19 protein-coding genes and 1 tRNA gene are annotated in these 22,333 nt (G+C 65.4%); 7 read left to right on the forward strand and 13 right to left on the reverse strand.

What is annotated here, in order from left to right:
• Positions 1 to 54 precede the first annotated feature (54 nt).
• The 4 genes from PFLCHA0_RS07220 to PFLCHA0_RS07235 are packed head-to-tail and all read right to left on the reverse strand — an operon-like array spanning position 55 to position 3,621.
• On the reverse strand, positions 55 to 1,344 hold the full coding sequence (locus PFLCHA0_RS07220; protein WP_015634489.1) for an NAD(P)/FAD-dependent oxidoreductase: 1,290 nt from the start codon (positions 1,342 to 1,344) through the stop codon (positions 55 to 57).
• Entirely contained in the window at positions 1,341 to 1,574 is a 234-nt protein-coding gene (locus PFLCHA0_RS07225) for a 2Fe-2S iron-sulfur cluster-binding protein (protein ID WP_011059752.1), read from the reverse strand. The genes PFLCHA0_RS07220 and PFLCHA0_RS07225 overlap by 4 nt, the downstream gene beginning before the upstream one ends.
• On the reverse strand, positions 1,571 to 2,692 hold the full coding sequence (locus PFLCHA0_RS07230) for an NAD(P)/FAD-dependent oxidoreductase (protein WP_015634490.1): 1,122 nt from the start codon (positions 2,690 to 2,692) through the stop codon (positions 1,571 to 1,573). Before PFLCHA0_RS07230 ends, PFLCHA0_RS07225 begins: the two co-directional genes overlap by 4 nt.
• Complete coding sequence (locus PFLCHA0_RS07235; protein WP_015634491.1) at positions 2,689 to 3,621, reverse strand: 4-hydroxyproline epimerase; 933 nt, start codon at positions 3,619 to 3,621, stop codon at positions 2,689 to 2,691. The genes PFLCHA0_RS07230 and PFLCHA0_RS07235 overlap by 4 nt, the downstream gene beginning before the upstream one ends.
• A 276-nt stretch (positions 3,622 to 3,897) precedes the next feature.
• On the opposite strand from PFLCHA0_RS07235, the gene PFLCHA0_RS07240 reads away from it, so the two are divergent.
• The 4 genes from PFLCHA0_RS07240 to PFLCHA0_RS07255 all read left to right on the forward strand — a co-directional run bounded on the left by PFLCHA0_RS07240 (position 3,898) and on the right by PFLCHA0_RS07255 (position 9,282).
• A complete protein-coding gene (locus PFLCHA0_RS07240) occupies positions 3,898 to 4,818 on the forward strand; it encodes a dihydrodipicolinate synthase family protein (protein ID WP_011059755.1) in 921 nt (306 codons plus the stop codon).
• A gap of 159 nt (positions 4,819 to 4,977) precedes the next feature.
• Positions 4,978 to 6,549, forward strand: coding sequence for an APC family permease (locus tag PFLCHA0_RS07245; RefSeq protein ID WP_015634493.1), 1,572 nt, complete (start codon positions 4,978 to 4,980; stop codon positions 6,547 to 6,549).
• Between the two features lie 32 nt (positions 6,550 to 6,581).
• Positions 6,582 to 8,156 (forward strand): aldehyde dehydrogenase (NADP(+)), encoded by a 1,575-nt coding sequence (locus tag PFLCHA0_RS07250; RefSeq protein ID WP_015634494.1) that lies wholly within the window; start codon positions 6,582 to 6,584, stop codon positions 8,154 to 8,156.
• Positions 8,157 to 8,271: 115 nt separating this feature from the next.
• Positions 8,272 to 9,282 (forward strand): Ldh family oxidoreductase, encoded by a 1,011-nt coding sequence (locus tag PFLCHA0_RS07255; RefSeq protein WP_015634495.1) that lies wholly within the window; start codon positions 8,272 to 8,274, stop codon positions 9,280 to 9,282.
• A gap of 57 nt (positions 9,283 to 9,339) precedes the next feature.
• On the opposite strand, the gene PFLCHA0_RS07260 is transcribed toward PFLCHA0_RS07255, so the two are convergent.
• Positions 9,340 to 11,496, reverse strand: coding sequence for a TonB-dependent receptor (locus PFLCHA0_RS07260; protein WP_015634496.1), 2,157 nt, complete (start codon positions 11,494 to 11,496; stop codon positions 9,340 to 9,342).
• A gap of 231 nt (positions 11,497 to 11,727) precedes the next feature.
• On the opposite strand from PFLCHA0_RS07260, the gene PFLCHA0_RS07265 reads away from it, so the two are divergent.
• Complete coding sequence (locus PFLCHA0_RS07265; RefSeq protein WP_015634497.1) at positions 11,728 to 12,264, forward strand: GNAT family N-acetyltransferase; 537 nt, start codon at positions 11,728 to 11,730, stop codon at positions 12,262 to 12,264.
• A gap of 61 nt (positions 12,265 to 12,325) precedes the next feature.
• Here PFLCHA0_RS07265 and PFLCHA0_RS07270 read toward each other — a convergent pair whose 3' ends face one another.
• The 4 genes from PFLCHA0_RS07270 to PFLCHA0_RS07285 form a co-directional block, all read right to left on the reverse strand.
• Positions 12,326 to 12,700 (reverse strand): hypothetical protein, encoded by a 375-nt coding sequence (locus tag PFLCHA0_RS07270; RefSeq protein WP_015634498.1) that lies wholly within the window; start codon positions 12,698 to 12,700, stop codon positions 12,326 to 12,328.
• 217 nt (positions 12,701 to 12,917) lie between these two features.
• A complete protein-coding gene (locus tag PFLCHA0_RS07275; protein WP_015634499.1) occupies positions 12,918 to 13,205 on the reverse strand; it encodes a hypothetical protein in 288 nt (95 codons plus the stop codon).
• A gap of 476 nt (positions 13,206 to 13,681) precedes the next feature.
• Positions 13,682 to 14,869 (reverse strand): DUF1501 domain-containing protein, encoded by a 1,188-nt coding sequence (locus tag PFLCHA0_RS07280; RefSeq protein WP_015634500.1) that lies wholly within the window; start codon positions 14,867 to 14,869, stop codon positions 13,682 to 13,684.
• A 27-nt stretch (positions 14,870 to 14,896) separates the two neighbouring features.
• Positions 14,897 to 16,435, reverse strand: coding sequence for a DUF1800 domain-containing protein (locus PFLCHA0_RS07285; RefSeq protein WP_015634501.1), 1,539 nt, complete (start codon positions 16,433 to 16,435; stop codon positions 14,897 to 14,899).
• A 375-nt stretch (positions 16,436 to 16,810) separates the two neighbouring features.
• Here PFLCHA0_RS07285 and PFLCHA0_RS07290 point away from each other — a divergent pair, with 375 nt between their 5' ends.
• Positions 16,811 to 18,586, forward strand: coding sequence for a sensor domain-containing diguanylate cyclase (locus PFLCHA0_RS07290; RefSeq protein ID WP_015634502.1), 1,776 nt, complete (start codon positions 16,811 to 16,813; stop codon positions 18,584 to 18,586).
• Positions 18,587 to 18,665: 79 nt separating this feature from the next.
• On the opposite strand, the gene PFLCHA0_RS07295 is transcribed toward PFLCHA0_RS07290, so the two are convergent.
• Positions 18,666 to 19,394, reverse strand: a complete 729-nt coding sequence (locus PFLCHA0_RS07295; protein ID WP_041752001.1) for a class I SAM-dependent methyltransferase — start codon at positions 19,392 to 19,394, stop codon at positions 18,666 to 18,668.
• Positions 19,395 to 19,666: 272 nt separating this feature from the next.
• Between PFLCHA0_RS07295 and PFLCHA0_RS07300 the strand changes: the two genes are divergently transcribed.
• Positions 19,667 to 20,095: an SMI1/KNR4 family protein gene (locus tag PFLCHA0_RS07300; protein ID WP_015634504.1), complete on the forward strand. Its 429-nt coding sequence runs from the start codon at positions 19,667 to 19,669 to the stop codon at positions 20,093 to 20,095.
• Positions 20,096 to 20,201: 106 nt separating this feature from the next.
• Here the strand turns inward: PFLCHA0_RS07300 and PFLCHA0_RS07305 are convergent.
• From PFLCHA0_RS07305 to PFLCHA0_RS07315, 3 genes are all read right to left on the reverse strand, one after another.
• A tRNA-Gly gene (locus tag PFLCHA0_RS07305) sits at positions 20,202 to 20,275 on the reverse strand.
• A gap of 155 nt (positions 20,276 to 20,430) precedes the next feature.
• On the reverse strand, positions 20,431 to 21,315 hold the full coding sequence (locus PFLCHA0_RS07310; RefSeq protein WP_015634505.1) for an alpha/beta fold hydrolase: 885 nt from the start codon (positions 21,313 to 21,315) through the stop codon (positions 20,431 to 20,433).
• Positions 21,316 to 21,640: 325 nt separating this feature from the next.
• On the reverse strand, positions 21,641 to 22,333 hold the full coding sequence (locus tag PFLCHA0_RS07315; protein ID WP_015634506.1) for a pseudouridine synthase: 693 nt from the start codon (positions 22,331 to 22,333) through the stop codon (positions 21,641 to 21,643).

Genomic DNA, 22,333 nt, shown 5'->3' on the forward strand with positions numbered 1-22,333 from the left:
GCCTCTCTCTATGGGGGCTTGGGGGATGGATCTGGGTCGATAAAGCCAAGGGGTTCACGGGCCGCCGGTTGCATTGTCGGCGCCGGGGCGTGCCTGCTGGCTGTCGAGCAGCAGCGTGGCGATTCGCGCCGGCACCAGGGGTGCCCGTGGCGGGGTGGGCGCCCAGCCGAACAGGCGGTGGGCCGCGCTGGCACAGACCCGGCCCTGGCAGGCGCCCATGCCGCAGCGGCTCTGCAGCTTGGCCTGGGCCCAGTCGGGGGCTGCGGCCACGGCGGCGTAGGGCACATCCTCGCACCGGCACAGCAGAGTATCAGCTCGGGCCAGTTGCAGGACCTGCGGTTGCAGCTCGAAATGCCGCAGCAGGCGCTCGGCAAAATGCTGCCAGTGACGGCGCTGCTGGATCAGTTCGGCGGCCTGGTCTGCCTGCCCGCTGGCCACACAGCCGGCGATCCGGCCTTCGATCAGCGCCAGTTCGCTGCCACCGATGCCCGTGCACTCGCCGGCGGCCAGGACCTGGGGCAGGCTGCTGCGCTGTTGCTGATCGACCGCGATGGCGCCCTGTTCCAGGCGGCAGCCCAGGTGGTTGGCCAGGCGCACATTGGGTACCAGGCCGAAGCCGCAGGCCAGGTAGTCGCAGGGGATTTCCAGGGTGCGCCGGCCCTGGCGGATGCGCACGGCCTGCAGGTGCTGCTCGCCCAGCGCCTCGACCACGTGGGCGTTGCAGCGATAGCTCGGGGTGGCCAGGCTCAGGGCCTGGGCCAGCTTGTTCGGCCAGCGCCACAACTGGGCGGCAAAGCCCAGCAGCGAGGCCGCCGGGGCCTGTTCCAGCACCCGCACCACCCGGCCGCCGGCGCGGCGCGCGGTGGCGGCGCTGGCCAGCAGCAAGGGACCGCTGCCGGCGATCACCAGGGTCTTTCCTGCCACCGCCAGGCCGTTCTTGAGCAGCGCTTGCAGGCCGCCGGCCCCGGTCACCCCGGGCAGGGTCCAGCCGGGGAAGGGCAGCAGCAGTTCCTGGGCGCCACAGCACAGGATCAGTTGTTCGAATTCCACGTGCCAGGCCTGCCGGGCATCTTCGAGCAACAGGCTGTGGGTGCCCAGGGTCGAGATGATGCGGGTGGCACTGAGGTAGCGCACCGCCGGGTGCTGCAGCACCTTGAAGTGCTCGGCCTGGGCGGCGCTGGGCGGATGCTGGGGGCCGTGGCGCCAGATCTGGCCGCCGGGGCGCGGGTTGTCATCGACGATCAGGATCGAGCTGGCGCTGTGGCTGGCGGCCTGGGCGGCGGCCAGCCCCGCCGGGCCGCTGCCGACGATGAGGATCTGGCACTGCAGGTGGCGGGCGGTCATTGGCTGCGCTCCACCTGCATGCCGTCCCGGCACAGGGTCTGGCAGGCCAGCTGGCGGCGGCCATCGATGGTCATCCGGCATTCCTGGCAGATGCCCATGCCGCAGAACACGGTCCGCGGCTGGCCACCGCAGGAGGTGCGGGTGCGCGGGTCGGCGCTGCCGGCCACGGCGGCGGCCACGCTGAGGCCGTCGGCCACCTGCAGGGCCTGCTGGTCCAGGTAGATGATCATGGCAAGTCTCCAGTCAGGGCGGCGAAGCGCCCGGGCAGATAGGGGCGCGGGTCGAGCGCCGGGCATTCGCCCAGCATCAGGTCCACCAGCAGTCGCGCGCTGCCGGGGGCGGTGGTGACTCCCAGGCCTTCATGCCCGACCGCCAGCCACAGGCCCGGTTGCCGCGGGTGTTCGCCGAGGATCGGCAGGCCATCCGGCGTGGCGGCGCGAAAGCCGGTCCAGGCGCGGATGCCGTTGAGCTCGGCGAGCGCCGGCAGGTAGTCCACGGCGCGCCGCAGCATGGGCGCCAGTACGCTGGGGTCGATGGCCGGATCGAGGGTGTCGAACTGTCTGGACGAACCGATCAGCAACTGGCCGGTGGGCCGCGGCTGGACATTGAACGCCACCGAGGTGCCGTGGCTGGCGTGGGCGCTGGCGGTGTAACCCAGCTCCACCAGTTGGTGGCCGACCTGTTGCGGGTAGCGGTCGCTGATCAGCAGATGGCCCTTCTTCGGGCGCAGGGGCAGGGCCGGCAACAGTTCCCGGGCAGCAAAGCCGTTGGCCAGCAGCACCCGTTGTGCCCTCAGCACGCGACCGTCGGCGAGCTCCACCTGGTCCCCGGCGACGCTGCGCACCCGGGCTGCCTGGCGCCTGATCAGCGAAGCGTTGCCGAGCAGCCAGTGGGCAGTGGCCGGGGCGTAGAGGATCGCGTCGCCGGGGATCTTCAGCGCACCGGCCAGGCCTTTGCGCAACATCGGTTCCAGGCTCGCCAGCCGGGTGCTGTCCAGCAGCTCGCCGCTGATGCCGTGGTCGGCCAGGGCCTGCTGCTTGGTCCGCGCCAGGTCCCTCTCGTGGTGGTCGGCGGCCAACCACAAGGTGCCGCAGTTCCGGTAGGCGCAGGCCTCGGGCAGGCGTTCGCGCAGCTGCCGCCAGAGGCCGAGGGAGTAGTGACTCAAGGCCAGTTCCGCCGGGTTGTCGTCCATCACCACCAGATGGCCCATGCCGGCCCCGGTGGCACCGCCACGACCATCGTCGAGCACCTGCACCCGCAGGCCGCGCCGGGCCAGCTCATGGGCGCAGGCGGCACCGATGATGCCAGCGCCCACCACTATCACCTCGGCCTCGGCCACCGGCGTCACGAGCCGATGCCCCAGGCGAACGGATCGCTGTCATCCAGCAGCAGAGTGGCTTCGGCGCTGATGTGGGCACTGCCGCGAAGGATCGGAATCAGTTGCTCGCCGGCCTTCTCATAGTGGGCGCTGAACTGGCTGCCGATGACACTGGCCTGGCGCCAGGCCTGGCCCGGGGCGAGCTTGCCGTCCGCCGCCAGGCACGCCAGTTTGGCGCTGGTGCCGGTGCCGCAGGGCGAACGGTCGTAGGCCTTGCCGGGGCAGAGCACGAAGTTGCGGCTGTCGGCTTGCGGGTCGTCGGCGAACAGTTCGATGTGGTCGATGACCCCGCCCTCGGCGCCGGTGATGCCGGCGGCTTCGAGGGCCTGGCGCACGTCCCAGGTGTAGTGGGTCAGGGCTTCGACATTGTCCAGGGCAATGCGCTGGCCGTGGTTGCTGATCAGGAAGAACCAGTTGCCGCCCCAGGCGATGTCGCCGTGCACCTTGCCGTGGCCGGGCAGTTGCAGCATCACCTGGGTGCGGTAGCGGTAGGCGGGGACGTTGCGCACGCTCACCGACAGGTCCTCGTGCAGGGTGGCCTCGACGGTGCCCACCGGGGTTTCGATACGGTGCACGCCCTGGTCGATGCGCCCCAGGTGATACAGCGAGCGCACCAGGCCAATGGTGCCGTGGCCGCACATGCCCAGGTAGCCGCTGTTGTTGAAGAAGATCACTCCGGCACAGGCGTCGCGGGCCTGCGGCTGGCACAGCAGGGCCCCCACCAGCACGTCGCTGCCCCTGGGTTCGAGGACGCAGGCCCGGCGCCACTGGTCGTGCTCGCGCTCCAGGATCTGCAAGCGTTCGGCCATGGAGCCGCGGCCCAGGTCGGGAAAGCCGTCGATGACCAGGCGGGTGGGTTCACCCCCGGTGTGGGAGTCGATCACGGTTATTTTTTTCATGAGGGCACCTGAGGGCAAAGAGCTACAGAGTGGCCTTGGCAGGGGCGCTGCCGCTTGTGGGTTTTCGCTGTCGTGGATGACGAAATCGGCACAGTCCGTTCGGCTGTAGAGGCGGTGTGCGAGGAACGCGCCGGTGAGCCGCGAGCGCCGGGCAAGTGTGCCGATTTCGTCTCCTTCGGGGGTGAAAAGTCTCAAGCTGCGACGGGGATAAAAGGCGACTCTGGATTTCGTATCCAACGCCTGTCGGCCCGGCCGACCTCATACAAGGACAAGACCATGAGCCGTAAAGCCATCCAGTGGAGCGGTGTGTTCCCCGCAGTGACCACTCAGTTCAACGCCGATTTTTCCCTGAACCTGCAAGCCACCCACAAGGTCATGCGCAGCCTGGTGGACGATGGCGTCTCGGGGCTGGTGGTGTGCGGCACCGTGGGGGAGAACACCTCGTTGACCACCGCGGAAAAACTCGCGGTGATCGAAGTGGCCAAGGACGCCGCCGGCGGCCGGGTGCCGGTGATTGCCGGGGTGGCCGAATTCACCACCGAGTTTGCCCGCAACACCGTGCGCGAGGCCGCCAGGGCCGGGGCCGACGGGGTGATGGTGATGCCCGCCCTGGTGTACTCGGCCAAGCCCCATGAGACCGCCGCGCATTTTCGCGCCGTGGCCACCGGCACCGACCTGCCGGTGATGGTCTACAACAACCCGCCCATCTACAAGAACGACGTCACCCCCGACGTACTGATCGCCCTGCAGGACTGTGAGAACATCGTCTGCTTCAAGGATTCCTCCGGCGATACCCGGCGCTTCATCGACCTGCGCAATGCCGTCGGCGACCGCTTCGTGCTGTTCGCCGGGCTCGATGACGTGGTGGTGGAAAGCGTTGCGGTGGGCGCCGAGGGCTGGGTCTCCGGGATGTCCGTGGCCTTCCCCAAGGAGGGCGAGACGCTGTTCCGCCTGGCCAAGGAAAAGCGCTTCGAGGAAGCCCTGGCCCTGTACCGCTGGTTCATGCCGCTGCTGCACCTGGATGCCCGTCCGGACCTGGTGCAGTGCATCAAGCTCTGCGAGGAACTGGTAGGGCGTGGTTCGTCCATTACCCGGCCGCCGCGCTTGCCACTGCAAGGCGAGACCCTGGCCGAGGTCAAGGCGATTGTCGCCAAGGCCCTGGCCACGCGCCCGAGCCTGCCCAACGTCGGCTTGTAAGGCGTTCACGGGCGCCCAGGGTGAAGGGCGCCCGCTTCCAAACAACAGCTCCGGGCAGCCACAAGGCACAGCCCGGGTGCAGTGCTGCAAGCGTCGGACGGCCCCGCCGACGTGACATTCCATCTGCCCATTCCAATAATCCAAAACAGGCGCAGCCCCATGTCAGGCAAAGGCAAATTCAAGAAACAACTCTCTCTGGTGGACCTGACCTTTATCGGTCTGGGTGCGATTTTCGGTTCCGGCTGGCTGTTCGCTGCCAGCCACGTTTCGGCGATTGCCGGGCCGGCGGGGATCTTTTCCTGGCTGCTGGGCGGCTTTGCCGTACTGCTGCTGGGCATCGTCTACTGCGAGCTGGGGGCAGCCCTGCCCCGGGCCGGCGGGGTAGTGCGCTATCCGGTGTTTTCCCACGGGCCGCTGCTGGGCTACCTGATGGGGTTCATCACCCTGATCGCCTTTTCCAGCCTGGTGGCGATTGAAGTGGTGGCGGCCCGGCAGTACGCCGCGGCCTGGTTCCCGGCGCTGACCCACGAGGGCTCGAGCAACCCGACGATCATTGGCTGGCTGGTGCAGTTCGCCCTGTTGTGCCTGTTCTTCTGGCTCAACTACTACAGCGTCAAGACCTTCGCCAAATCCAACAACTTCATCAGCCTGTTCAAGTTCATCGTGCCGCTGCTGGTGATCGGGGTGCTGTTCACCTTCTTCAAGCCCGATAACTTCCATGTCCAGGGCTTTGCGCCGTTCGGTCTCTCGGGGATCGAGATGGCGGTCTCGGCGGGGGGCATCATCTTTGCCTACCTGGGGCTGACCCCGATCATTTCCGTGGCCAGCGAAGTGCGCAATCCGCAGCGCACCATTCCCATTGCCCTGATCCTTTCGGTGCTGCTCTCGACCCTGATCTACGGCCTGCTGCAACTGGCCTTCCTGGGCAGCATTCCCACGGAAATGCTGGCCAACGGCTGGAGCGGCATCAGCAAGGAGTTCTCTCTGCCGTACCGCGATATCGCCCTGACGCTCGGGGTCGGCTGGCTGGCCTACCTGGTGGTGGCCGACGCGGTGATCTCCCCCAGCGGCTGCGGCAACATCTACATGAACGCCACGCCGCGGGTGGTCTACGGCTGGGCCCGTACCGGGACCTTTTTCAAGATCTTCACCCGCATCGACGAAGAGTCCGGCATTCCGCGTCCGGCGCTGTGGCTGACCTTCGGCCTGTCGGTGTTCTGGACCTTGCCGTTCCCTTCCTGGGAAGCCCTGATCAATGTGGTCTCGGCAGCCCTGGTACTGAGCTATGCAGTGGCGCCCATCAGTGTCGCGGCCTTGCGCAAGAGCGCGCCGGAGTTGGCGCGGCCGTTCCGCGTGCGTGGTTTTGCCCTGCTGGGGCCGGTGTCCTTCGTGATCGCGGCGCTGATCGTCTACTGGTCGGGCTGGGGCACGGTGTCCTGGCTGCTGGGGCTGCAGATCCTGATGTTCGTGATCTACCTGTTGTGCAAGCGCCTGGTGCCCACCGATCACTTGAGCCTTGGCGAACAGGTGCGTTCGTCCCTGTGGCTGATCGCGTTCTATGCCCTGACCATCGTCATTTCCTACCTGGGCAGCTTCGGCGGCATCGGCGCCCTGGCTCACCCCTTCGACACCCTGACCGTCACCCTCATGGCCCTGTGTATCTACTACTGGGGCGCCAACACCGGCGTGCCCGGCGCCAAGCTGGTGCTGGACGGCGATGAGGTGGAATGAGGGTGCCCACTTTCAAGCAGACGAGGCAAACCATGACTGTTACTGGACAGATGCTGATCGGCCAGCAAGCCGGCTTAGGCACCCACGGGCATATCCATGGGCTGAACGCGGCCACCGGCGAGGTGCTGCAACCGGCTTTTGGCGGGGCCGCACCGGCCGACCTGGAGCGTGCCTGTGCCCTGGCCCAGGCGGCGTTCGAGCCTTATCGGCTGTTGCCGCTGGAGCGGCGGGCGGCGTTTCTGGAGAGTATCGCCAGCCAGATTCTTGAGCTGGGGGATGAACTGATCGAGCGTTGCCTGCTGGAAACCGGCCTGCCCCGTGCCCGCCTGGAAGGCGAGCGCGGGCGCACTGTTGGCCAGTTGCGGCTGTTTGCCGCGGTGGTGCGCAAGGGCGGGTTTCTCGGGGTGCGGATCGACCCGGCGCAGCCCGGGCGCCAGCCTTTGCCCAGGGTCGACCTGCGCTTGCGGCAGATGGGTCTGGGGCCGGTGGCGGTGTTCGGTGCGTCGAACTTTCCTTTGGCCTTTTCCGTGGCCGGCGGCGATACCGCATCGGCCCTGGCGGCGGGCTGCCCGGTGATCGTCAAGGCGCACTCGGCCCACCCCGGCACCTCGGAACTGGTGGCCCAGGCCATCGCCCGGGCGGCACGGCAGCAGGGAATGCCCGAAGGGGTGTTTTCACTGTTGTTCGACAGTGGCCGGGATATCGGCCAGGGGCTGGTGGCGGACTCGCGGATCAAGGCCGTGGGTTTCACCGGCTCGCGCAGCGGCGGGATGGCCCTGATGCAGATCGCCGCGGCGCGCGCCGAGCCGATCCCGGTGTATGCGGAAATGAGTTCGATCAATCCGGTGCTGCTGTTGCCCCATGCCCTTGAGGAGCGCGGCGAGCAGATCGCCCCGGCGTTTGTCGCCTCGCTGACCCAGGGCGCCGGGCAGTTCTGCACCAACCCGGGGTTGATCCTGGCCGTCGATGGGCCGGCGTTGCAGCGTTTTGAGCGGGCCGCCGCCGAGGCCCTCGGCCACGTGGCGGCGCAGACCATGCTCACGCCGGGCATTTACCGCAGCTACTGCCAAGGCGTGGCCAGCCTCGCGGCGCATGCCCGGGTGCAGCTCCTGGCCCAGGGCCCGGAAGGGCAGGGCCAGCAGGCGCGCGGGGCATTGTTCGCCACCTCGGCCGCGACGTTCATGGCGTGCCCCGAGTTGCGCGGGGAGATCTTTGGCCCGGCCTCGCTGATTGTCCGCTGCGCCGACTTGACTGTCCTGCAACAGGTACTGCGCAGCCTGGAGGGCCAGCTGACCATTGCCATTCACCTGGGCGAGGGCGATCAGCCGCAGGTGCGGGCGCTGCTGCCGCTGCTGGAGAGCAAGGCCGGGCGCCTGCTGGCCAACGGTTTCGGCACCGGTGTCGAAGTGGCCCATGCCATGGTCCATGGCGGGCCGTTCCCGGCCACTTCCGACAGCCGCAGCACTTCCGTGGGCAGCCTGGCGATCCAGCGCTTCCTGCGCCCGGTGTCCTACCAGGACCTGCCCGAGTCGCTGTTGCCGGCTGAACTGCACAGCGCCAATCCATTGCAGGTGCCGCAGCTGCTCGACGGCCAGGGCCCGGGCTGACCCGAGGCGCGCCTGCTCTCCTCGGGAGTGCCGGCGCGCCTGCTCATCCTTCTTGCCTTACCTATCCGCAAACTCTCCCACAGGAGCGTTCCCCACCTGCCATAGAGGTTCCTGCATGTCTGAATACATCACCCTGTCACTGGATGAAGTCTGTGCCCTGTCCTATCAGGTCCTCACTCGCCACGGCCTGTCCGACGCCCATGCCCGGGCGATCGCCGAAGTCATCACCCAGGGCCAGCGTGACGAGTGCCACTCCCATGGGGTGTATCGTCTGCTGGGCTGCGTACGTTCGGTGCGCGAGGGCCGGATAGACCCCCGGGCCGAACCCAGCCTGCGGCATGTTTCTCCCGGGGTGCTGGAGGTGGATGCCCATTACGGCTACTCCCTGCTGGGTTTTCATACCGGTTTGCCGATCCTTGCGGAAAAGGCCCGCAGCCAGGGGATCGCCGCCATGGTGATCAAGCACTGCTTCCACTTTTCCGCGCTGTGGCCGGAGGTCGAGGCGATTGCCGACTACGGCCTGGTGGGGATGGCGATGAACCCCAGCCATAGCTGGGTGGCCCCGGCGGGCGGGCGTCATCCGGTGTTCGGCACCAACCCCCTGGCCTTTGCCTGGCCGCGCCCGGGGGGCCAGCCTTTTGTCTTTGACTTCGCCACCAGTGCCATTGCCCGGGGGGATATCGAACTGCATGCACGCCAGGGCAAGCCGATTCCCGAGCACTGGGCCATCGACGCCGATGGCCAGCCCACCACTGATGCGAAGGCGGCGTTGCAGGGCGCCATGCAGACGTTCGGCGGGCACAAGGGTTCGGCCCTGGCGGCGATGATCGAGTTGCTGGCCGGTGCCCTGATCGGCGACCTGACCAGTGCCGAGTCCATGGCCTTCGATGGAGGCGTGGGGGCTACGCCCTGCCATGGGGAACTGGTGCTGGCGTTCGATCCCAGGGTGTTTTTGGGGGAGGGCTATGAGCAGGGGCTGGAACGGGCGGAAGGGTTGTTCGCGGCGATTGCCCGGCAGGGCGCACGGCTGCCGTCACAGCGGCGTTTTGCGGCCCGGGCCCGCAGCCTGGAGCACGGAGTGCAGATTGCCCGAGGGCTGCTGGAGGATATTCGCGGGTTGCTCTGAGGCCTGTTCACCGGCAGACGGCTCCTGCGGATGAGTGCAGGAGCCGGCTTTACGGCATCAGAAGCGTACGTTGGCCGCCAGCTCGGCGGAGCGCCCCGGCGCGACGGTGGCGAACATCCCCACGTGGGAGGCGTCGTAGTAAGTCTCGTCGGTGAGGTTGAGCACGTTGAGTTGCAGGTCCAGGTTCTTGTTCACCCGGTAGGCGAGCATGGCGTCGTAGCGCCAGTAGGAATCGAGGCTGCGGGTGTTTTCATCGTTGGTATAGCGCTTGTCCACATAGTTGGCGCCGCCGCCGACCTTCCAGCGGTCGGTGAGGGCGTAGGTGGTCCAGACCGAGCCGCTGTTGGGGGCGATGAACTTGGCCTGGTTGCCATCGAAGTTGGTGTTTTTTCCGGACGCATACTTGACCGTCTTGGCATCCAGGTAGGTGTAGCCCGCCATCACTTCCCACTGCTCGGTGAGATGGCCGGTGGCTCCCACTTCAAACCCCTTCACCTCGACGTCGCCGTCCAGCGTGACCTCGTTGCTGATCGGGTCGTAGGTCCGGGCGTTGGTCTTCTCGGTCTTGAACAGGGCCGCGGTCAGGGACAGGCGTTCGTTCAGCAGGTCCCACTTGGTGCCCAGCTCGATGCTGCGGCTCTTTTCCGGATCCAGGTTGCTCAACCGCCCGCCCGCGGCGCCGTCGGCCCCCCCGGATTGCCCAGCGGTTTCCCCTGATGGGTTGAACGAGGTGCCGTAGGACAGGTAGATGCTGCCGTACGGCAGCGGCTTGAAGACGATGCCGCTCTGGTAGGTCCAGAGGTTGCTGCGGTTGCTCTGCACACCATCTCGCACGTGGTAGTTGTCGAAGCGCGCCCCCAGGTTCAGGTCCCATTGTTCATGCAGGGCCAGGGTGTCCATCACGTACAGGGCGCGGTTGTTGTGCTTGGTAACGCGATGCTGGCCATCGCCGCGTGGCACCGGGGTGAAGGGATCCTTGGGGTTGGGGTTGTTCAGGTCACCGAGGTCGGCGCTGCCCGCGCTGCCATAGCGGTTTTTCTCGTCGATCCGTTCCCGGGAGAATTCCAGGCCGGCGCTGTAGCTGTGGCCGATGGAGCCGGTGTCGAACTTGCCGAAAATATCGGTCTGGTTGATCAGCGAGGTATTGACCACGTTACGTGGGCGAGCGGTGCGTTGTGCGAGGTTGTTGCGCTCCTGGGCCGGTGTCGCAATCGGCCGGCTCATGATGTAGTCCTGCATGCTGCGCCCCTGGCGTGTGGTGTTGCGCAGGGTCAGCTGGTCATTGAAGTCGTGCTCCAGTTGCAGGGTGAACAGGTCGGCCGAGGTCTTGCGGAAGTCGCGTTTGCTGAAGCCGTAGAAATTGTCCCGGTCAACCTTGACCGGCTTGCCGCTGATGGCCGATACCGGAACACCCTGGTCGGGAATGTCGTCGCTCTGCATGTGGTAGTAGCTGAGGGTGCCGCGGGTATCGGTGTTCAGGCCGAAGGAAAAGCTCGGCGCCAGGCCCCAGCGGGTGACTTCCACATCGTCGCGCCCGGGGGTATCGGCTTCATGCTTCATGGCGTTCAGGCGCAGCGCCATGTTCTGTTCGGGCAAGTACTGGTTGAGGTCGACGGTGGTGCGGCGCAGTTGATCGGTGCCCAGGGTCAGGCTGCCGGCGGCGAAGGTTTCCTGCTGCGGCACTTTGCTGACCAGGTTGATGGTGCCGCCGGTGGAACCGCGCCCCGCGTAGGCCGAGCCCGGGCCCTTGACGATCTCGATCTGCTCGACGTTGAAGGCTTCGTGGGTCATGCGCCCGACATCGCGAATGCCGTCGATCATGATGTCGGTGCTGGCTTCGAAACCACGGATGAAGGGCCGGTCGCCCAGCGGCGTGCCGCCTTCGCCCGCGCCGAAGGTGATTCCCGGCGTGGTGCGCAGGGCATCGGCCAGGGTCGACACCGCACGCTCCTGCATCAGGGATTCGGTGATGATGGTCACCGACTTCGGGGTTTCGCGCAGCGGTGCGGTGAACTTCACCGAATCCGATGTTTCGCGCTTGTATCCCGGCTTGTGTTCGCCCTTGACGTGGGTGGTGCCGAGGGTGACGGATGCCGTGTCGGATGGGCGTTCGGTGGATTGCTCGGTGGCGCCGAGGCTGGCTTCGCTAAGGGCCATCAAACCGAGGGATGTGGACCACAACTTCCATGGGTGTGGGCGGGCAGGACTGGACATTTCAGATAAAGCCTCCGTTTTATTTGGAAGCGATTCTCATATGCGAATTTATGTCATTCAATCAGAACTATCTGAACAATCATGTCGAAAAGTGTATGCGTCGTTGTATGCGCGATAGCCGGCCCCTCCTCAGGACCGCTACCAAGGGGCCGTGGCCTGTTGCTGAACCGGAGGGTTCTTTTTTTTCCGGCGTTGCGGTTTCATGAGCGCCCCCTTTCAGGAAGCTCACGGATGAACCTGCATTTCGAAACCGCCCGCCTGTTGCTGCGCCCCCGTACCCTTGAGCACTTCCAGGCGTGCCTGGGTATGGATCAGGATCCCGAAGTCACGCGCTTCATCCCCGGGACCTGGGATGGCGGGCAGTGGCACAGGGACTTTTTACAGGGGCGCATGACCCAGGATTTCGGCCCGCGCTGCGGGTATTGGGCGATCTTCGCCAAGGACGCGCCGGATGAGTTGCTGGGCTGGGTTTCCTTCATTCCCTTCGATGCTGTGGGGCCCGAGCTGGAAATGGGCTGGCGCCTGGTGCGGCGGGCCTGGGGGCGGGGTTTTGCCAGCGAGGCCGCGCGGCGGATCGTCGAGCATGCGTTTGCCGACCCGGCGGTGCAGCGCATAGTCGCCGATGCCCATGTCGACAATGAGGCGTCGTTGGCGGTGGCGCGCAAGGTCGGTTTTCGCTTCACCCACAATGCCGATTTCGAAGGCTTGCCCTGCCGCTTCTTTGCAATGACCCGTGAGGATTTTTGCCAGCAACGGTCGGCTGGCTGAGGCGGGGGGGGGGCAAGCGTGGGGCGCCGTTGGCGGCGCCCCGTATGGTCCATGCCTGCCGTCAGAGGTGGCGGCTGACCCACCACAGCACCAGGAAGGCAATGACGGCCACCAGGGCCGCGAACTGGAACAGATTGATCAGCCACTTCAGGCCCAGGGGGAATTTCCTGTAGTCCTTCACGTTCAGGCCGCCGTTGCGCAGGAACAGGTGGGGCATGGCGAACAGTGCGCCGATGCACAGCAGCATGAAGAAACGGCTAAGGGGGTCCTTGCCCAGGAGCGGCATGCGGATGGCAATGACCCGGCAGCGCGACAGGTGCTTGACCATGTCATCAAGCCTGAAATAGCCCAGGTAGACCTGGATCGCCAGGGACACCAGCCCGGCCATGACCACCAGGACCCAACCCGCGGTATAGATATCTTTTGCGTTACACATATCTCTTCAGTGACCTCCTCAAGGTGGCGACCACGCGCTCAGCGTATTGCTCCTCCAGTGAGCCCTGGCACGCAGGGCAGCCGGCCACCATAGCACTTTGGGAGCCGTGTCGGGCGCAGGTGCTCCGGCCCCCAGGGGCCAATGAGCGCCGCATCAGGGCTGTTTAGCGCGGTCGTAGCCCTGGTCGGAGGCTGGGAGAGAGGGGGGCAGGGCGGCCCTAGAGCTTGGCGCAACGTTCCACATCGGCCTGGGTGGTGACCTGGGTGTCGATGCCCAGGCGGTATTTGCAATAGTCGATGATCATCTGGCGCTGTTCATCGGTGAGCTTTTCCACGCGCCGGTAGTCGCCGTCATTGGCGTGGATGTTGAAGAATTCCAGGCGCAGGGTCGGGGATGTCTTGATAAACCAGCGGGTATGGGTTTCAGCCTCTTCAAGCTCGGTGTAGTAACCGAGGTTGAGCACCATCAGCAGGATGAGGGAGAGCAGCAACAGCAGTGTTTTCAAGGCACGGCTCCTTCCGTGGGGGGGCGCCAGGGGCGCGGGCTGCGAATGCTTCAGGTTTTTCCCCGGCTTGGCAAGCGCTCGGGCAGGAGGGGGGACAGCATCGATGGCGGGATTGGCTTCAGGTTCAGCAAGCAGACAGTTGCGCACTGGTAAAAATATCGGCACGCCGGGCAGGAGCCGGGCGGTGACAGGGGGCAAATGGTTTCAAGCGGATTCACGGCAGGTTGCCAAGAGTCTGCCGGGGCGAATGGCCCGGTGCATCCGTTTGCGAACCGCAGAGCGATCGTGGGCTCTGTACGAAAACTACCTGCGCTTCGATCAGACTGCGTTAAAAACAGGCTCGGAATGCTCATTTAGGTTCCTAAACTCCGCTTCCTCGCCTGTTTTTGCCTTGCCTGATCTTTGCTCGGCGAGTTTTCGTACAGACCCTGGGATCGCTCTTTTTTTGCCTGCACCTGGGCGTTTCAGCAACGGCATCAGACCAGGCCCAGGGTCGCGGGCCGGGAACCGGGGAACACCGCCTGTACCTGAGCGCTGGAAAGCCCCCAGGTAGCGCCCAGTAGGCCGCCGAGCAGATCCCGGTAGTTGTTGAGCACCGGGTAGTCGCGGTTCTGCAGCAGGCTTTGCGCGTTCACCGTCACTTGCTCGCCGGCCAGGCGCCCGCCGCGAATGCTGCCGCCCAACACCCAGTACACCGTGCCATGGCCGTGGTCGGTGCCCCGGGCGCCGTTCTCGCGAAAGGTCCGGCCGAATTCGGAGACCACGACCACCAGGCTGTCCTTCCAGTGCTCGCCCATGGCCTCGGCATAGGCCGCCAGCCCTTGCCCGAGGTTGGCCAGGTTGCTGGCCAGTTGGCCCTGGGTGCTGCCCTGGTTGACGTGGGTATCCCAGCCGCCGACATCGACGAAGCCCAGGCGATACTGCTCGCGCATCAGGCCGGCCATGCGCCGGGTCTGGGCGGCGAAGCTCTGTGCATTGGCGGCCCCGCGATTGGCTGCGAGCATCTCTTGCTGCAGCTCCCGGGAGACCTTCTGGCGCAGGGCCAGTCCATCGCTGGCCGCGGCGGCATAGGGCGTGTGCTGGTACATGGAGGCCAGAATCGCTGCCTGGCGCTCATCGAAGGGCGTCTTGCCGGCGCTGCGCAAGGACAGGTTGGGAATCTCCTGGCCGCCCTGGAAGCTCAGGGGCAGGGCGTCGGTAAAGGCGATAGGCGCGCTGTCGGGCACCTGCCGCGCCAAGCGTGCGAGGAACCCCGAGTCGTAGCGCCGGTGCTGCTGGCTCGGCTGGCCGGCCTCGATAGTGTCCTGGGTCTGGAAGTGGCTGCGGGACAGGTCGTCGGTGCCGGCAAAGGGCACGAAGGCGAGTTCATGGCGCTGCCACAGCGGGTACAGCGAATCGCGCAGCACCGGGTTCAGGCCCCAGTGGCTGTCCAGGGCGATGGCGCTCTGTGGGTTGTGCCCATCGGGCCGGGCAATCGCCAGGGTCGGGCGCGACTCGTAGTAGAAGTCGCTGCTGTAGGGCACCAGCAGGTTGTTGCAGTCATAGCCGCCGCGCAGGAACACCAGCAGGGTGCGCGGCGCCGAGGCCGGTGCGGCGAACAGCCGGGCACAAAACGTCAGGCTGGGCAGGGCGGCGGCTGCGATCAACAATTGGCGACGATTCATGACGGCTCCTGGTCAGGTGGGGCGCTCTCAGCGATTGTTGAAATCCGGCGAGGACAGCAGGAAGGTGTTCCATTCCTGGGGGGAAACGGCCTGCTCCAGGGCGTTGCGGGTGGTGCTGGAGAGGTAGGGGGCGATTGCCTGGTAATACATCGGCGTGGTGATCATGGGAAACCCCGGCCCCGGGACCTGGCTGCCCTCGGCGGTGAACAGCCGGTTGTTGCCCGAGCCCATGGCCCGGGCGATTTCAAAGCGCTTGGCCATCTGCCCGGAACTCGACCAGCCACTGGCTACCAGCGGCCAGCCGTCGGGAGTGATGCGCCCGAACAGCGGCTGGCCCATCTGATTCAGCCAGTTGAGCAGTGGTCGCGGGTTGGCCAGGGGCTTGCCGTCATAGGTCAGGCGCAGCGCCGAGACCACGAACTGTTGCGGGTCCTTGAATTTCCTGCCGGCCGCATGCAGCAGCTCCGGCGATTGCATCAGGGTGGCCATGACCTGGGCGATGTCGCCATCGCTGTCACTGAAGCTCTTGGCCATGCGCGCCACCAACGCCGGCGGCGGCTCGTCCGCGACGAAGTACTGGGCCAGCTTGCGCGAGATGAACCGCGCGCAGGCCGGTTGCCGGGTGATGAGGTCCACGGCCTGGGTGATCTCGTCATACCCGCTGCCCCTGATGGTATGGCCCAGCAGGTGCTTGTCGCTGAAGTCGTGACGTTTGGGGTTGAACTGGAACAGGCCCTGTTGCACCACCAGGGGCTGCAGGTTGCGGGGAAAGTGCTGCTCGCGACCGTCCAGGGGCGCCAGCCCGGCTCCGGTGAGGATCAGCGCCAGCTGTTGCACGTCTTCCTGGCTGTAGCCGGCGTCGACGCCCAGGCTGTGCAGTTCCATCAGTTCACGGGCGTAGTTCTCGTTGACCTTGCCCCTGGCGTTGCTGCTGTTGTCCAGGTATTCGAGCATGGCCGGGCTTTGCAGGGTGGCCAGCAGCAGGTCCTTGAACTTGCCCAGGGCGTGGGGGCGGAGGGTGTTTTCAAGGTAGTCGGCGGTCAGCAGCCGCACCCTGCCCTTGCCCTGGAACACGCTGAAATGGTTGAGCCAGAACAGCACCAGTTGTTCCTTGAGCTGGTTGGGGCCGTAGACAGCTTGCAACAGCACACTGGACTGGGTCTGTTCAGCCAGTTGGGCGGCGTACTGGCGCAGGTCTTTTTGCGCCTGGTTGCGCGCTTCGCCCTCGGGCATTGCCTTGATCTGTTCTTGGCGCTGCCGGAACTCCTCCAGCAGGGAGCGGGGCGAATCGTTCAGGGCCGGATAACTGCGCAGCAGGGTGTCGATGGCCGGTGGCAACGGATCGTGCAGGCGATCGTCCAGTTGCGCCCTCAGCAGCTCATTGCGCCCCAGGGTGCGCAGGCGCTGGAGTTGCGCCGCGTCCAGGTCGAAGCCGTCACGCCGCAGCCAGGCGATGTCGGCGGCACTGGGCGCTTGAGGTTGTGCGGCGTGGGCCAGGATTGGTAGCAGCACAGCCAGGGCAGTCGACAGGTACAGGCAGCGGGGCAACGGGGAAAGCCTTGGCATGGGCGGTTGGTCCGAAGTGAGAGGTCGCGGCCGATGGGGATTTTCGCCGTCCGTCGCCAGGTTCAGGGCAGGGCGTGAAGCCTGTCCCGGCTCCCTGGGCAGCACAGCGGTATAGCGTCGCAGGCTACCAGAGGGTTGTACCGGCTTTCAGTTGGCAATGCTCTAGGACAAGTGTTTCAACGCAGGGTTGGGGGGCTTGCCGTCGACCGTTCGTCCGACGGATGGAATTGGCAAGCACTAGTCACTGCGTCATGCTGTCGATGGATGTCGTAGTGCCACTACTTCAAGGCCCGACCCGGTTTCCGGGTGTCGTTCCATCCCTGCGTTGGTGAGATAGATTGGTGATGAGTGTGTTGATCCTGCCCGAGGCGCAATATGCCCGATAAGGCGCTGGCCGAGGAGCAGCGCCTGGCTGCCCTGTATGCCCTGGAACTGCTGGATACGGCCCGGTGCGAGCGTTTTGACCGCATCTGCCGGCTGGCCGCAGAGTACTTCAAGGTGCCCACGGCCCTGATCACCCTGGTGGACCGTGATCGGCAGTGGTTCAAGTCGCGGGTGGGCTTTGCGCTTGAGCAGACCCCCATCGAGCAATCGTTCTGCGCCTATACCATCAAGTCCGGTGATGTATTCGAGGTGGAAAACGCCCGCCAGGATGTGCGGTTCCACGCCAATCCCCTGGTGACCGAAGACCCGGGCATCGGTTTTTATGCCGGCGCGCCGCTGATTACCTCCACCGGGCATGCGATCGGCAGCCTGTGCGTCATCGATCGCCAGCCCCAGCGCCTGAATGCTGCCGAGCGTCAGCAACTGCGCGACCTGGCATCCCTGGTGATGGAGCAGGTGGAGCAGCGTCAGCGCCTGACCCGGCGCGATCCGGTGAGCAGGCTGCCCAACCGTGAGCAATTTCAGAGCGACCTGTACGACCTGGCGGATGAGAACCCGGGAGAACGGCGCGTGCTGGTGCTGGTGGACGCGGTGGACATGACCGTGGCCCACGAGCTGACCCTGGCCATGGGCCTGGCGCCGTTCGAGACCATCGTGCGGTTCCTGGCCCAGCAACTGCTCGCCTACCTGGGGCGCCATGTGCGGGTGTATCACGTATCGGTCAAGCGCTTCGGCTTCCTGCTGCCGGCGGCTCCCGGGATCGAGCGCTTCCTGGAAGGCCTGGTGCGGCGCCTGCGGCGTCAGCCGCCAGGGCTGGAACTGCCGATGATTCCCGGGGTGTGCGCGGGCACGGTGGAGTTCTCCACGGACCGCGACGCCGTGCCCGACGTGTTGCGCAAGGCCATGTTCGCCCTGGAACTGGCGACCCTCAACCGCAGCACCTGGGCGCCTTACGACGTGGTGCGGGACCAGGCCTACCGGCGAGCCTTCAACCTGGCCTCGGATATCAGCGAAGCCCTGGACAGTGGGCAGATCTACCTGATGTTCCAGCCGCGTTTCGCCCTGCCCGACGGCGCCCAGGTCAGCGCCGAGGCGCTGATCCGCTGGGATCACCCCTGGCTGGGGCCGATTTCACCGGCGGAGTTCATTCCGGTGATGGAGCGCAATGCGTTGATCCACCGGGTAACCCACTGGGTGATCAATGCGGTGCTCGGCAAGCTGCAGGCCTGGAGCGACGGTGAAGTGCAGCGCCTGTCGATCAACCTCTCGCCCCAGGATTTCGAGGACCAGGACATCGCTGATGTGCTCAAGGCGGCCTGTCGCCGCCACGGCATCGAACCCCATCGCCTGGAAGTGGAAATCACCGAGGGTGCCTGGTTGCGTTCCAACCCGCGGGTGCTGGACCAGTTGAGCAAGATCCGCGCCCTGGGCATGGATGTGGCCATCGACGATTTCGGTACCGGCTACAGTAACTTCGCCTATCTGCATCAGATTCCGGCCAATGTGGTGAAGCTCGACAAATCCATGGTCACCGACCTTGAGAGCAGTGCCCAGCACCAGAAGATCACCCGCTCGGTCATCGCCCTGGCCCGGGAACTGGGCTACCGCACCGTGGCCGAGGGCATTGAAAGCTTCAAGTGCCTGCAGATGCTGCGCACCTTCGGCTGCGATGAGGCCCAGGGTTATTTCCTGGCCCGGCCCATGGTCCAGGAAAAATTCCTGGCCCGCAGCGCGGCCCAGCGCTTTCCACTCCAGCAAGGCTACTGACTGCGGCTTCTGTAGCCGCTGTCGCAGGCTGCGAGCGGCCCGAAGGGGCGTTAAAAAACCTTGAGGGCGCCGCACCTCCTCACCGCTGCGCTGCCACCAGCAACAGCATCGGCCGCACCCGCTCCTCTGCCAGCGCCGGAAGGTCCTCGATCTGCTGCGCCGTGGGGCCCCACTCCTGCACATGGCGCAGGTTGAAGCCGGTATCGATCAGCGTGTTGAGCAGCGTGCCCAGGGTACGGTGCTGCTTGATCACCCCTTCGGCCAGCCAGTGGGTCACCCGCTCGCCTTCCTGCTGGTAGCTGTCCACCGGCCAGGACTGGCGGCCCTGCGCGTCCACCTGCCAGCCCGGGTTGCGCGGTGCCATGAAGATCGGGTGCTCGATGGAGAACACCAGGCGCGCCCCCGGTACCAGGGCCGCATAGACCTGGGCGAACAGGCCGGGCAAATCCTTTATGTAGTGCAGGGCCAGTGAGCTATAGGCCAGGTCGAAGCTGCAGGCGGGCAGGCGCAGTTGCTCCAGGTCCTCTTGCTGATACTGCACATTGGGTGCCGAGGTGGTGGCGCGGGCGGTGGCCAGCATCTTCTGCGAAACGTCCAGGCCGACTACTTGGCGGGCACCGTGCTCGCTGGCCCAGCGGCTGAACCAGCCATAGCCGCAGCCCAGGTCCAGCACCCGCAGGCCGTTCATCGGTGGCAGCAGGGCTTGCAGGGCCGGCCATTCCGGCGCGGCGTCGAGGCCGCCGAGGGAGCGGCCCATCTGGCTGTAGGCCTGGAAAAAAATCGGGTCGTCGTAGATGTTCTGAGTCATGTCGGGAGGCTCTATCAGGTTCGTGTGCAGCCCTGGTGGGCAGGGAATGTCATGCAGTTGAAACAGCTGAGGGGCTTCTCCCTCGCAGGGCGCGACGCAGGTATCGTCGATGGCCGGGCAGGCGGTGCAGCAAAACAGGTCGGATATCTTAGCCAGTTTTGCGGGCCGGGCCATCGCCGGATGCTTTGCACGCCAGGATCTTCATCGGCACAATCGCCGGCCGGGAACACCGAGTGTCCCCGGCCCCGTATTCGTACCCCAAGAGAGGCATCATGGGCAAAGCGAGAGTGACAGGCACGACGATCGAGGCGATCCGCGCGGCAGAGATGGCATTGGGGCGTACATTGCCCTGCTCGTTCGCGCGCTGGTTGCTGGAGCACAACGGCAAGGCACTGGGGGCGCTGGAGGTGTTTCCGGTCTTCGATGCCCGGGATCCGCGCAAGACCTGGGAGTCGATAGTCCGCCATTTCGAAGGCGGCTGGCGGGCCTGGCAGGACAACGTCTGCGCTGACCCGGCGGGTTTCTCCAACCTGCTGCCGTTCGCCCAGTTCGGCACGGGCGACTACTACTGCTTCGATTACGCCGTACTGGGGGAGGCCGGTGAGCCGGTGGTGGTGCTCTGGTCCCATGAGACTGGCGCCACGTCCGTGGTTGCCGATGGCTATGCAGCTTTTCTGGCCAGCACCGATCGGCCCGGGTAGGCACAAGGCTTGGGCTTGAATGGTCAGGTCTGGAGGGAGAGATCGTTGCGGTTCAACGACTGGGAAACTGCTTGGAGCTTCTGCGTGGGCACGCAGATTGGGGAAGTGGAGCGGGTGAAGGGAATCGAACCCTCGTTATCAGCTTGGGAAGCTGGAGTAATGCCATTATACGACACCCGCTCGAACGGCTGACTTTGTACCAGATGTGGCCGTGGATTTGAAGTTTTTCTTTAGCTGACTTGCGCTTGCGCGCCGCTGACCTTCATCGCAAGCCCGCCCCATACCGTGAAAACCGGGGTTGTCACGGTGTGCAGGCGGCCTGCGAGGAGGGCTTTTCAGAGGGCTCGTACATGCTGCTCCTGGACATGCGGGGCACGCGAACGGTTGTCGTACTGGCCCGGTTTGAGGAACCCCATCAGGGCCTGGCGGGTGTCGCGGCAGGCGGCCTTGTGCTCCATGTCGAGAAAGTGCCCGGTGGCCTGGATGGTACTGAAGCTCGACTGCTGCACATGGTTGGCGAACAGCCGGGCATCGTTGGCCGAGGTGTATTCGTCCCATTCGCCGTTGATGAACAGCACCGGGACCTGGATGTTGCGTGCGGCCCTGAGGTAGCACTGGCGATCACCATGGAGCACATGGCTGATGTGGAAGTGCATCTGCCCGTATTCGTGTTCCGCCAGGCTGCTGACGTGGCGATAGTTGAAACGCTTGAACAGCGACGGCAGGTGCTTGCCGATGGTGTTGTTGACCAGGTCGCCGACGCGATGGCCATCGCGGCTGCCGAGGTAGTCGACACCGCGTTCCAGGTAGTCGCGCATCGGCTCGTTGATCACCGGCGAGAACGAGCTGATCACCGCCTTCTCGATGCGTCGCGGGCGCTGGGAGAGCGCTTGCAGGGCGGCGGCGCCGCCCCAGGAAAACGACAGCACATGTTCGGCGGCGAAGTGCTCGATCAACTCCAGCAGGATCTGCCCCTCTACTTCCTTGGTGAGCATCCGTTCGTGCCTGTTGTGGGCCTTGGAGCGACCCGCGTAGGGCTGGTCGTAGAGCACCACATTGAACTGCGGGTGGAGGTTCTTCACGGTCTGGGCAAAGGACGCAGTGGTGGCCAGTGAGCCGTTGACCAGAATGATGGTCTTGTCTGCGGCATCTGCGCGATAGAACTCCGTGTAAACCCGATACTGACCCTGTATATCCAGCACAGCGATTTCTGGCCTCATGTCATAAGACTCCTGGCAAGCGGGTATGCGCGCAACGTGAGTGTGCACGGGCAATGTGACAGGTAGGCATACGCCTGGAATCGGAGCCCATGTCGATCCGGTAAGGCAGGTCGACGGGTGTTGTTATAGGCGGGCGATTTGCCGGGGGGAAGGCAGAGCAGGCAGGGCTCAGGCCGGCAAAGGGTTTCTTAGATGTGTGATTGTGACTCATCGGTCACAATTCGGCCGACGGACAGATTCAAGCAGGGCAACCGGGAACCTGCAAGGTCATTGGGCAAATTGTTCGACAGCTTCTGCCCAGCGGTCGTGTGGCGCGGCGCAACGCTCAGATCAGGCGTATTTCGGCGTCGCTCAGAGCACGGTATTCACCGGGGGCCAGGCGTTCGTCCAGCAGCAGCGGGCCCATGCGTTCGCGGTGCAGGCGCAGCACCTTGTTGTTGAAGTGGCCGAACATGCGCTTGACCTGGTGATAGCGCCCTTCGACGATGCTCAGCCGGGCGCTGCGGGGGCCGAGGATCTGCAGTTGAGCGGGCAGGGTGGTCAGGTCCTCGAAGGCGAAATACAGGCCACGGGCGAAAGTCTCGACGTACTCGGGGCCGATCTCCTGCTCGGTTTCCACGTAATAGAGCTTGGGCAGTTTGGTCTGGGGCTGGGTCAGGCGCCGCGACCAGTTGCCATCGTTGGTGATCAGCATCAGCCCGGTGGTGTTGTAGTCCAGGCGCCCGGCGATATGCAGATCCTGCGGGTCCGGCTCATGGATCAGTTCGAGCACGGTCTTGTGCTCGGGGTCGCGGGTGGCGCTGACGCAGCCCATGGGCTTGTGCAGCATGAAGTAGCGCGCCGGCTTGCCGGCCTGCAGCACTTCGTCGTCCAGCTCTACCCGGCTGAACTCGCGGACCTCGGCCTTGGGGTCGCTGACCGGCTGCCCATCGATGCGAATGCGTCGTTGCACCAGCAGCACGCGAACTTGCTGGCGGTTGAAACGGGGCAGGTTGCTGAGAAAACGGTCAATGCGCAT

Origin of the sequence: Pseudomonas protegens CHA0 (assembly GCF_000397205.1) — a bacterium.
Taxonomy (GTDB): domain Bacteria; phylum Pseudomonadota; class Gammaproteobacteria; order Pseudomonadales; family Pseudomonadaceae; genus Aquipseudomonas; species Aquipseudomonas protegens.

Bases quoted from the DNA above. Each gene is read 5' to 3' on its own strand.
- PFLCHA0_RS07220 (WP_015634489.1), bottom strand. From the start codon at position 1,344: ATGACCGCCCGCCACCTGCAGTGCCAGATCCTCATCGTCGGCAGCGGC.
- PFLCHA0_RS07225 (WP_011059752.1), bottom strand. From the start codon at position 1,574: ATGATCATCTACCTGGACCAGCAGGCCCTGCAGGTGGCCGACGGCCTC.
- PFLCHA0_RS07235 (WP_015634491.1), bottom strand. From the start codon at position 3,621: ATGAAAAAAATAACCGTGATCGACTCCCACACCGGGGGTGAACCCACC.
- PFLCHA0_RS07240 (WP_011059755.1), top strand. From the start codon at position 3,898: ATGAGCCGTAAAGCCATCCAGTGGAGCGGTGTGTTCCCCGCAGTGACC.
- PFLCHA0_RS07245 (WP_015634493.1), top strand. From the start codon at position 4,978: ATGTCAGGCAAAGGCAAATTCAAGAAACAACTCTCTCTGGTGGACCTG.
- PFLCHA0_RS07250 (WP_015634494.1), top strand. From the start codon at position 6,582: ATGACTGTTACTGGACAGATGCTGATCGGCCAGCAAGCCGGCTTAGGC.
- PFLCHA0_RS07255 (WP_015634495.1), top strand. From the start codon at position 8,272: ATGTCTGAATACATCACCCTGTCACTGGATGAAGTCTGTGCCCTGTCC.
- PFLCHA0_RS07260 (WP_015634496.1), bottom strand. From the start codon at position 11,496: ATGTCCAGTCCTGCCCGCCCACACCCATGGAAGTTGTGGTCCACATCC.
- PFLCHA0_RS07265 (WP_015634497.1), top strand. From the start codon at position 11,728: ATGAACCTGCATTTCGAAACCGCCCGCCTGTTGCTGCGCCCCCGTACC.
- PFLCHA0_RS07270 (WP_015634498.1), bottom strand. From the start codon at position 12,700: ATGTGTAACGCAAAAGATATCTATACCGCGGGTTGGGTCCTGGTGGTC.
- PFLCHA0_RS07280 (WP_015634500.1), bottom strand. From the start codon at position 14,869: ATGAATCGTCGCCAATTGTTGATCGCAGCCGCCGCCCTGCCCAGCCTG.
- PFLCHA0_RS07285 (WP_015634501.1), bottom strand. From the start codon at position 16,435: ATGCCAAGGCTTTCCCCGTTGCCCCGCTGCCTGTACCTGTCGACTGCC.
- PFLCHA0_RS07290 (WP_015634502.1), top strand. From the start codon at position 16,811: ATGCCCGATAAGGCGCTGGCCGAGGAGCAGCGCCTGGCTGCCCTGTAT.
- PFLCHA0_RS07295 (WP_041752001.1), bottom strand. From the start codon at position 19,394: ATGACTCAGAACATCTACGACGACCCGATTTTTTTCCAGGCCTACAGC.
- PFLCHA0_RS07300 (WP_015634504.1), top strand. From the start codon at position 19,667: ATGGGCAAAGCGAGAGTGACAGGCACGACGATCGAGGCGATCCGCGCG.
- PFLCHA0_RS07310 (WP_015634505.1), bottom strand. From the start codon at position 21,315: ATGAGGCCAGAAATCGCTGTGCTGGATATACAGGGTCAGTATCGGGTT.
- PFLCHA0_RS07315 (WP_015634506.1), bottom strand. From the start codon at position 22,333: ATGCGCATTGACCGTTTTCTCAGCAACCTGCCCCGTTTCAACCGCCAG.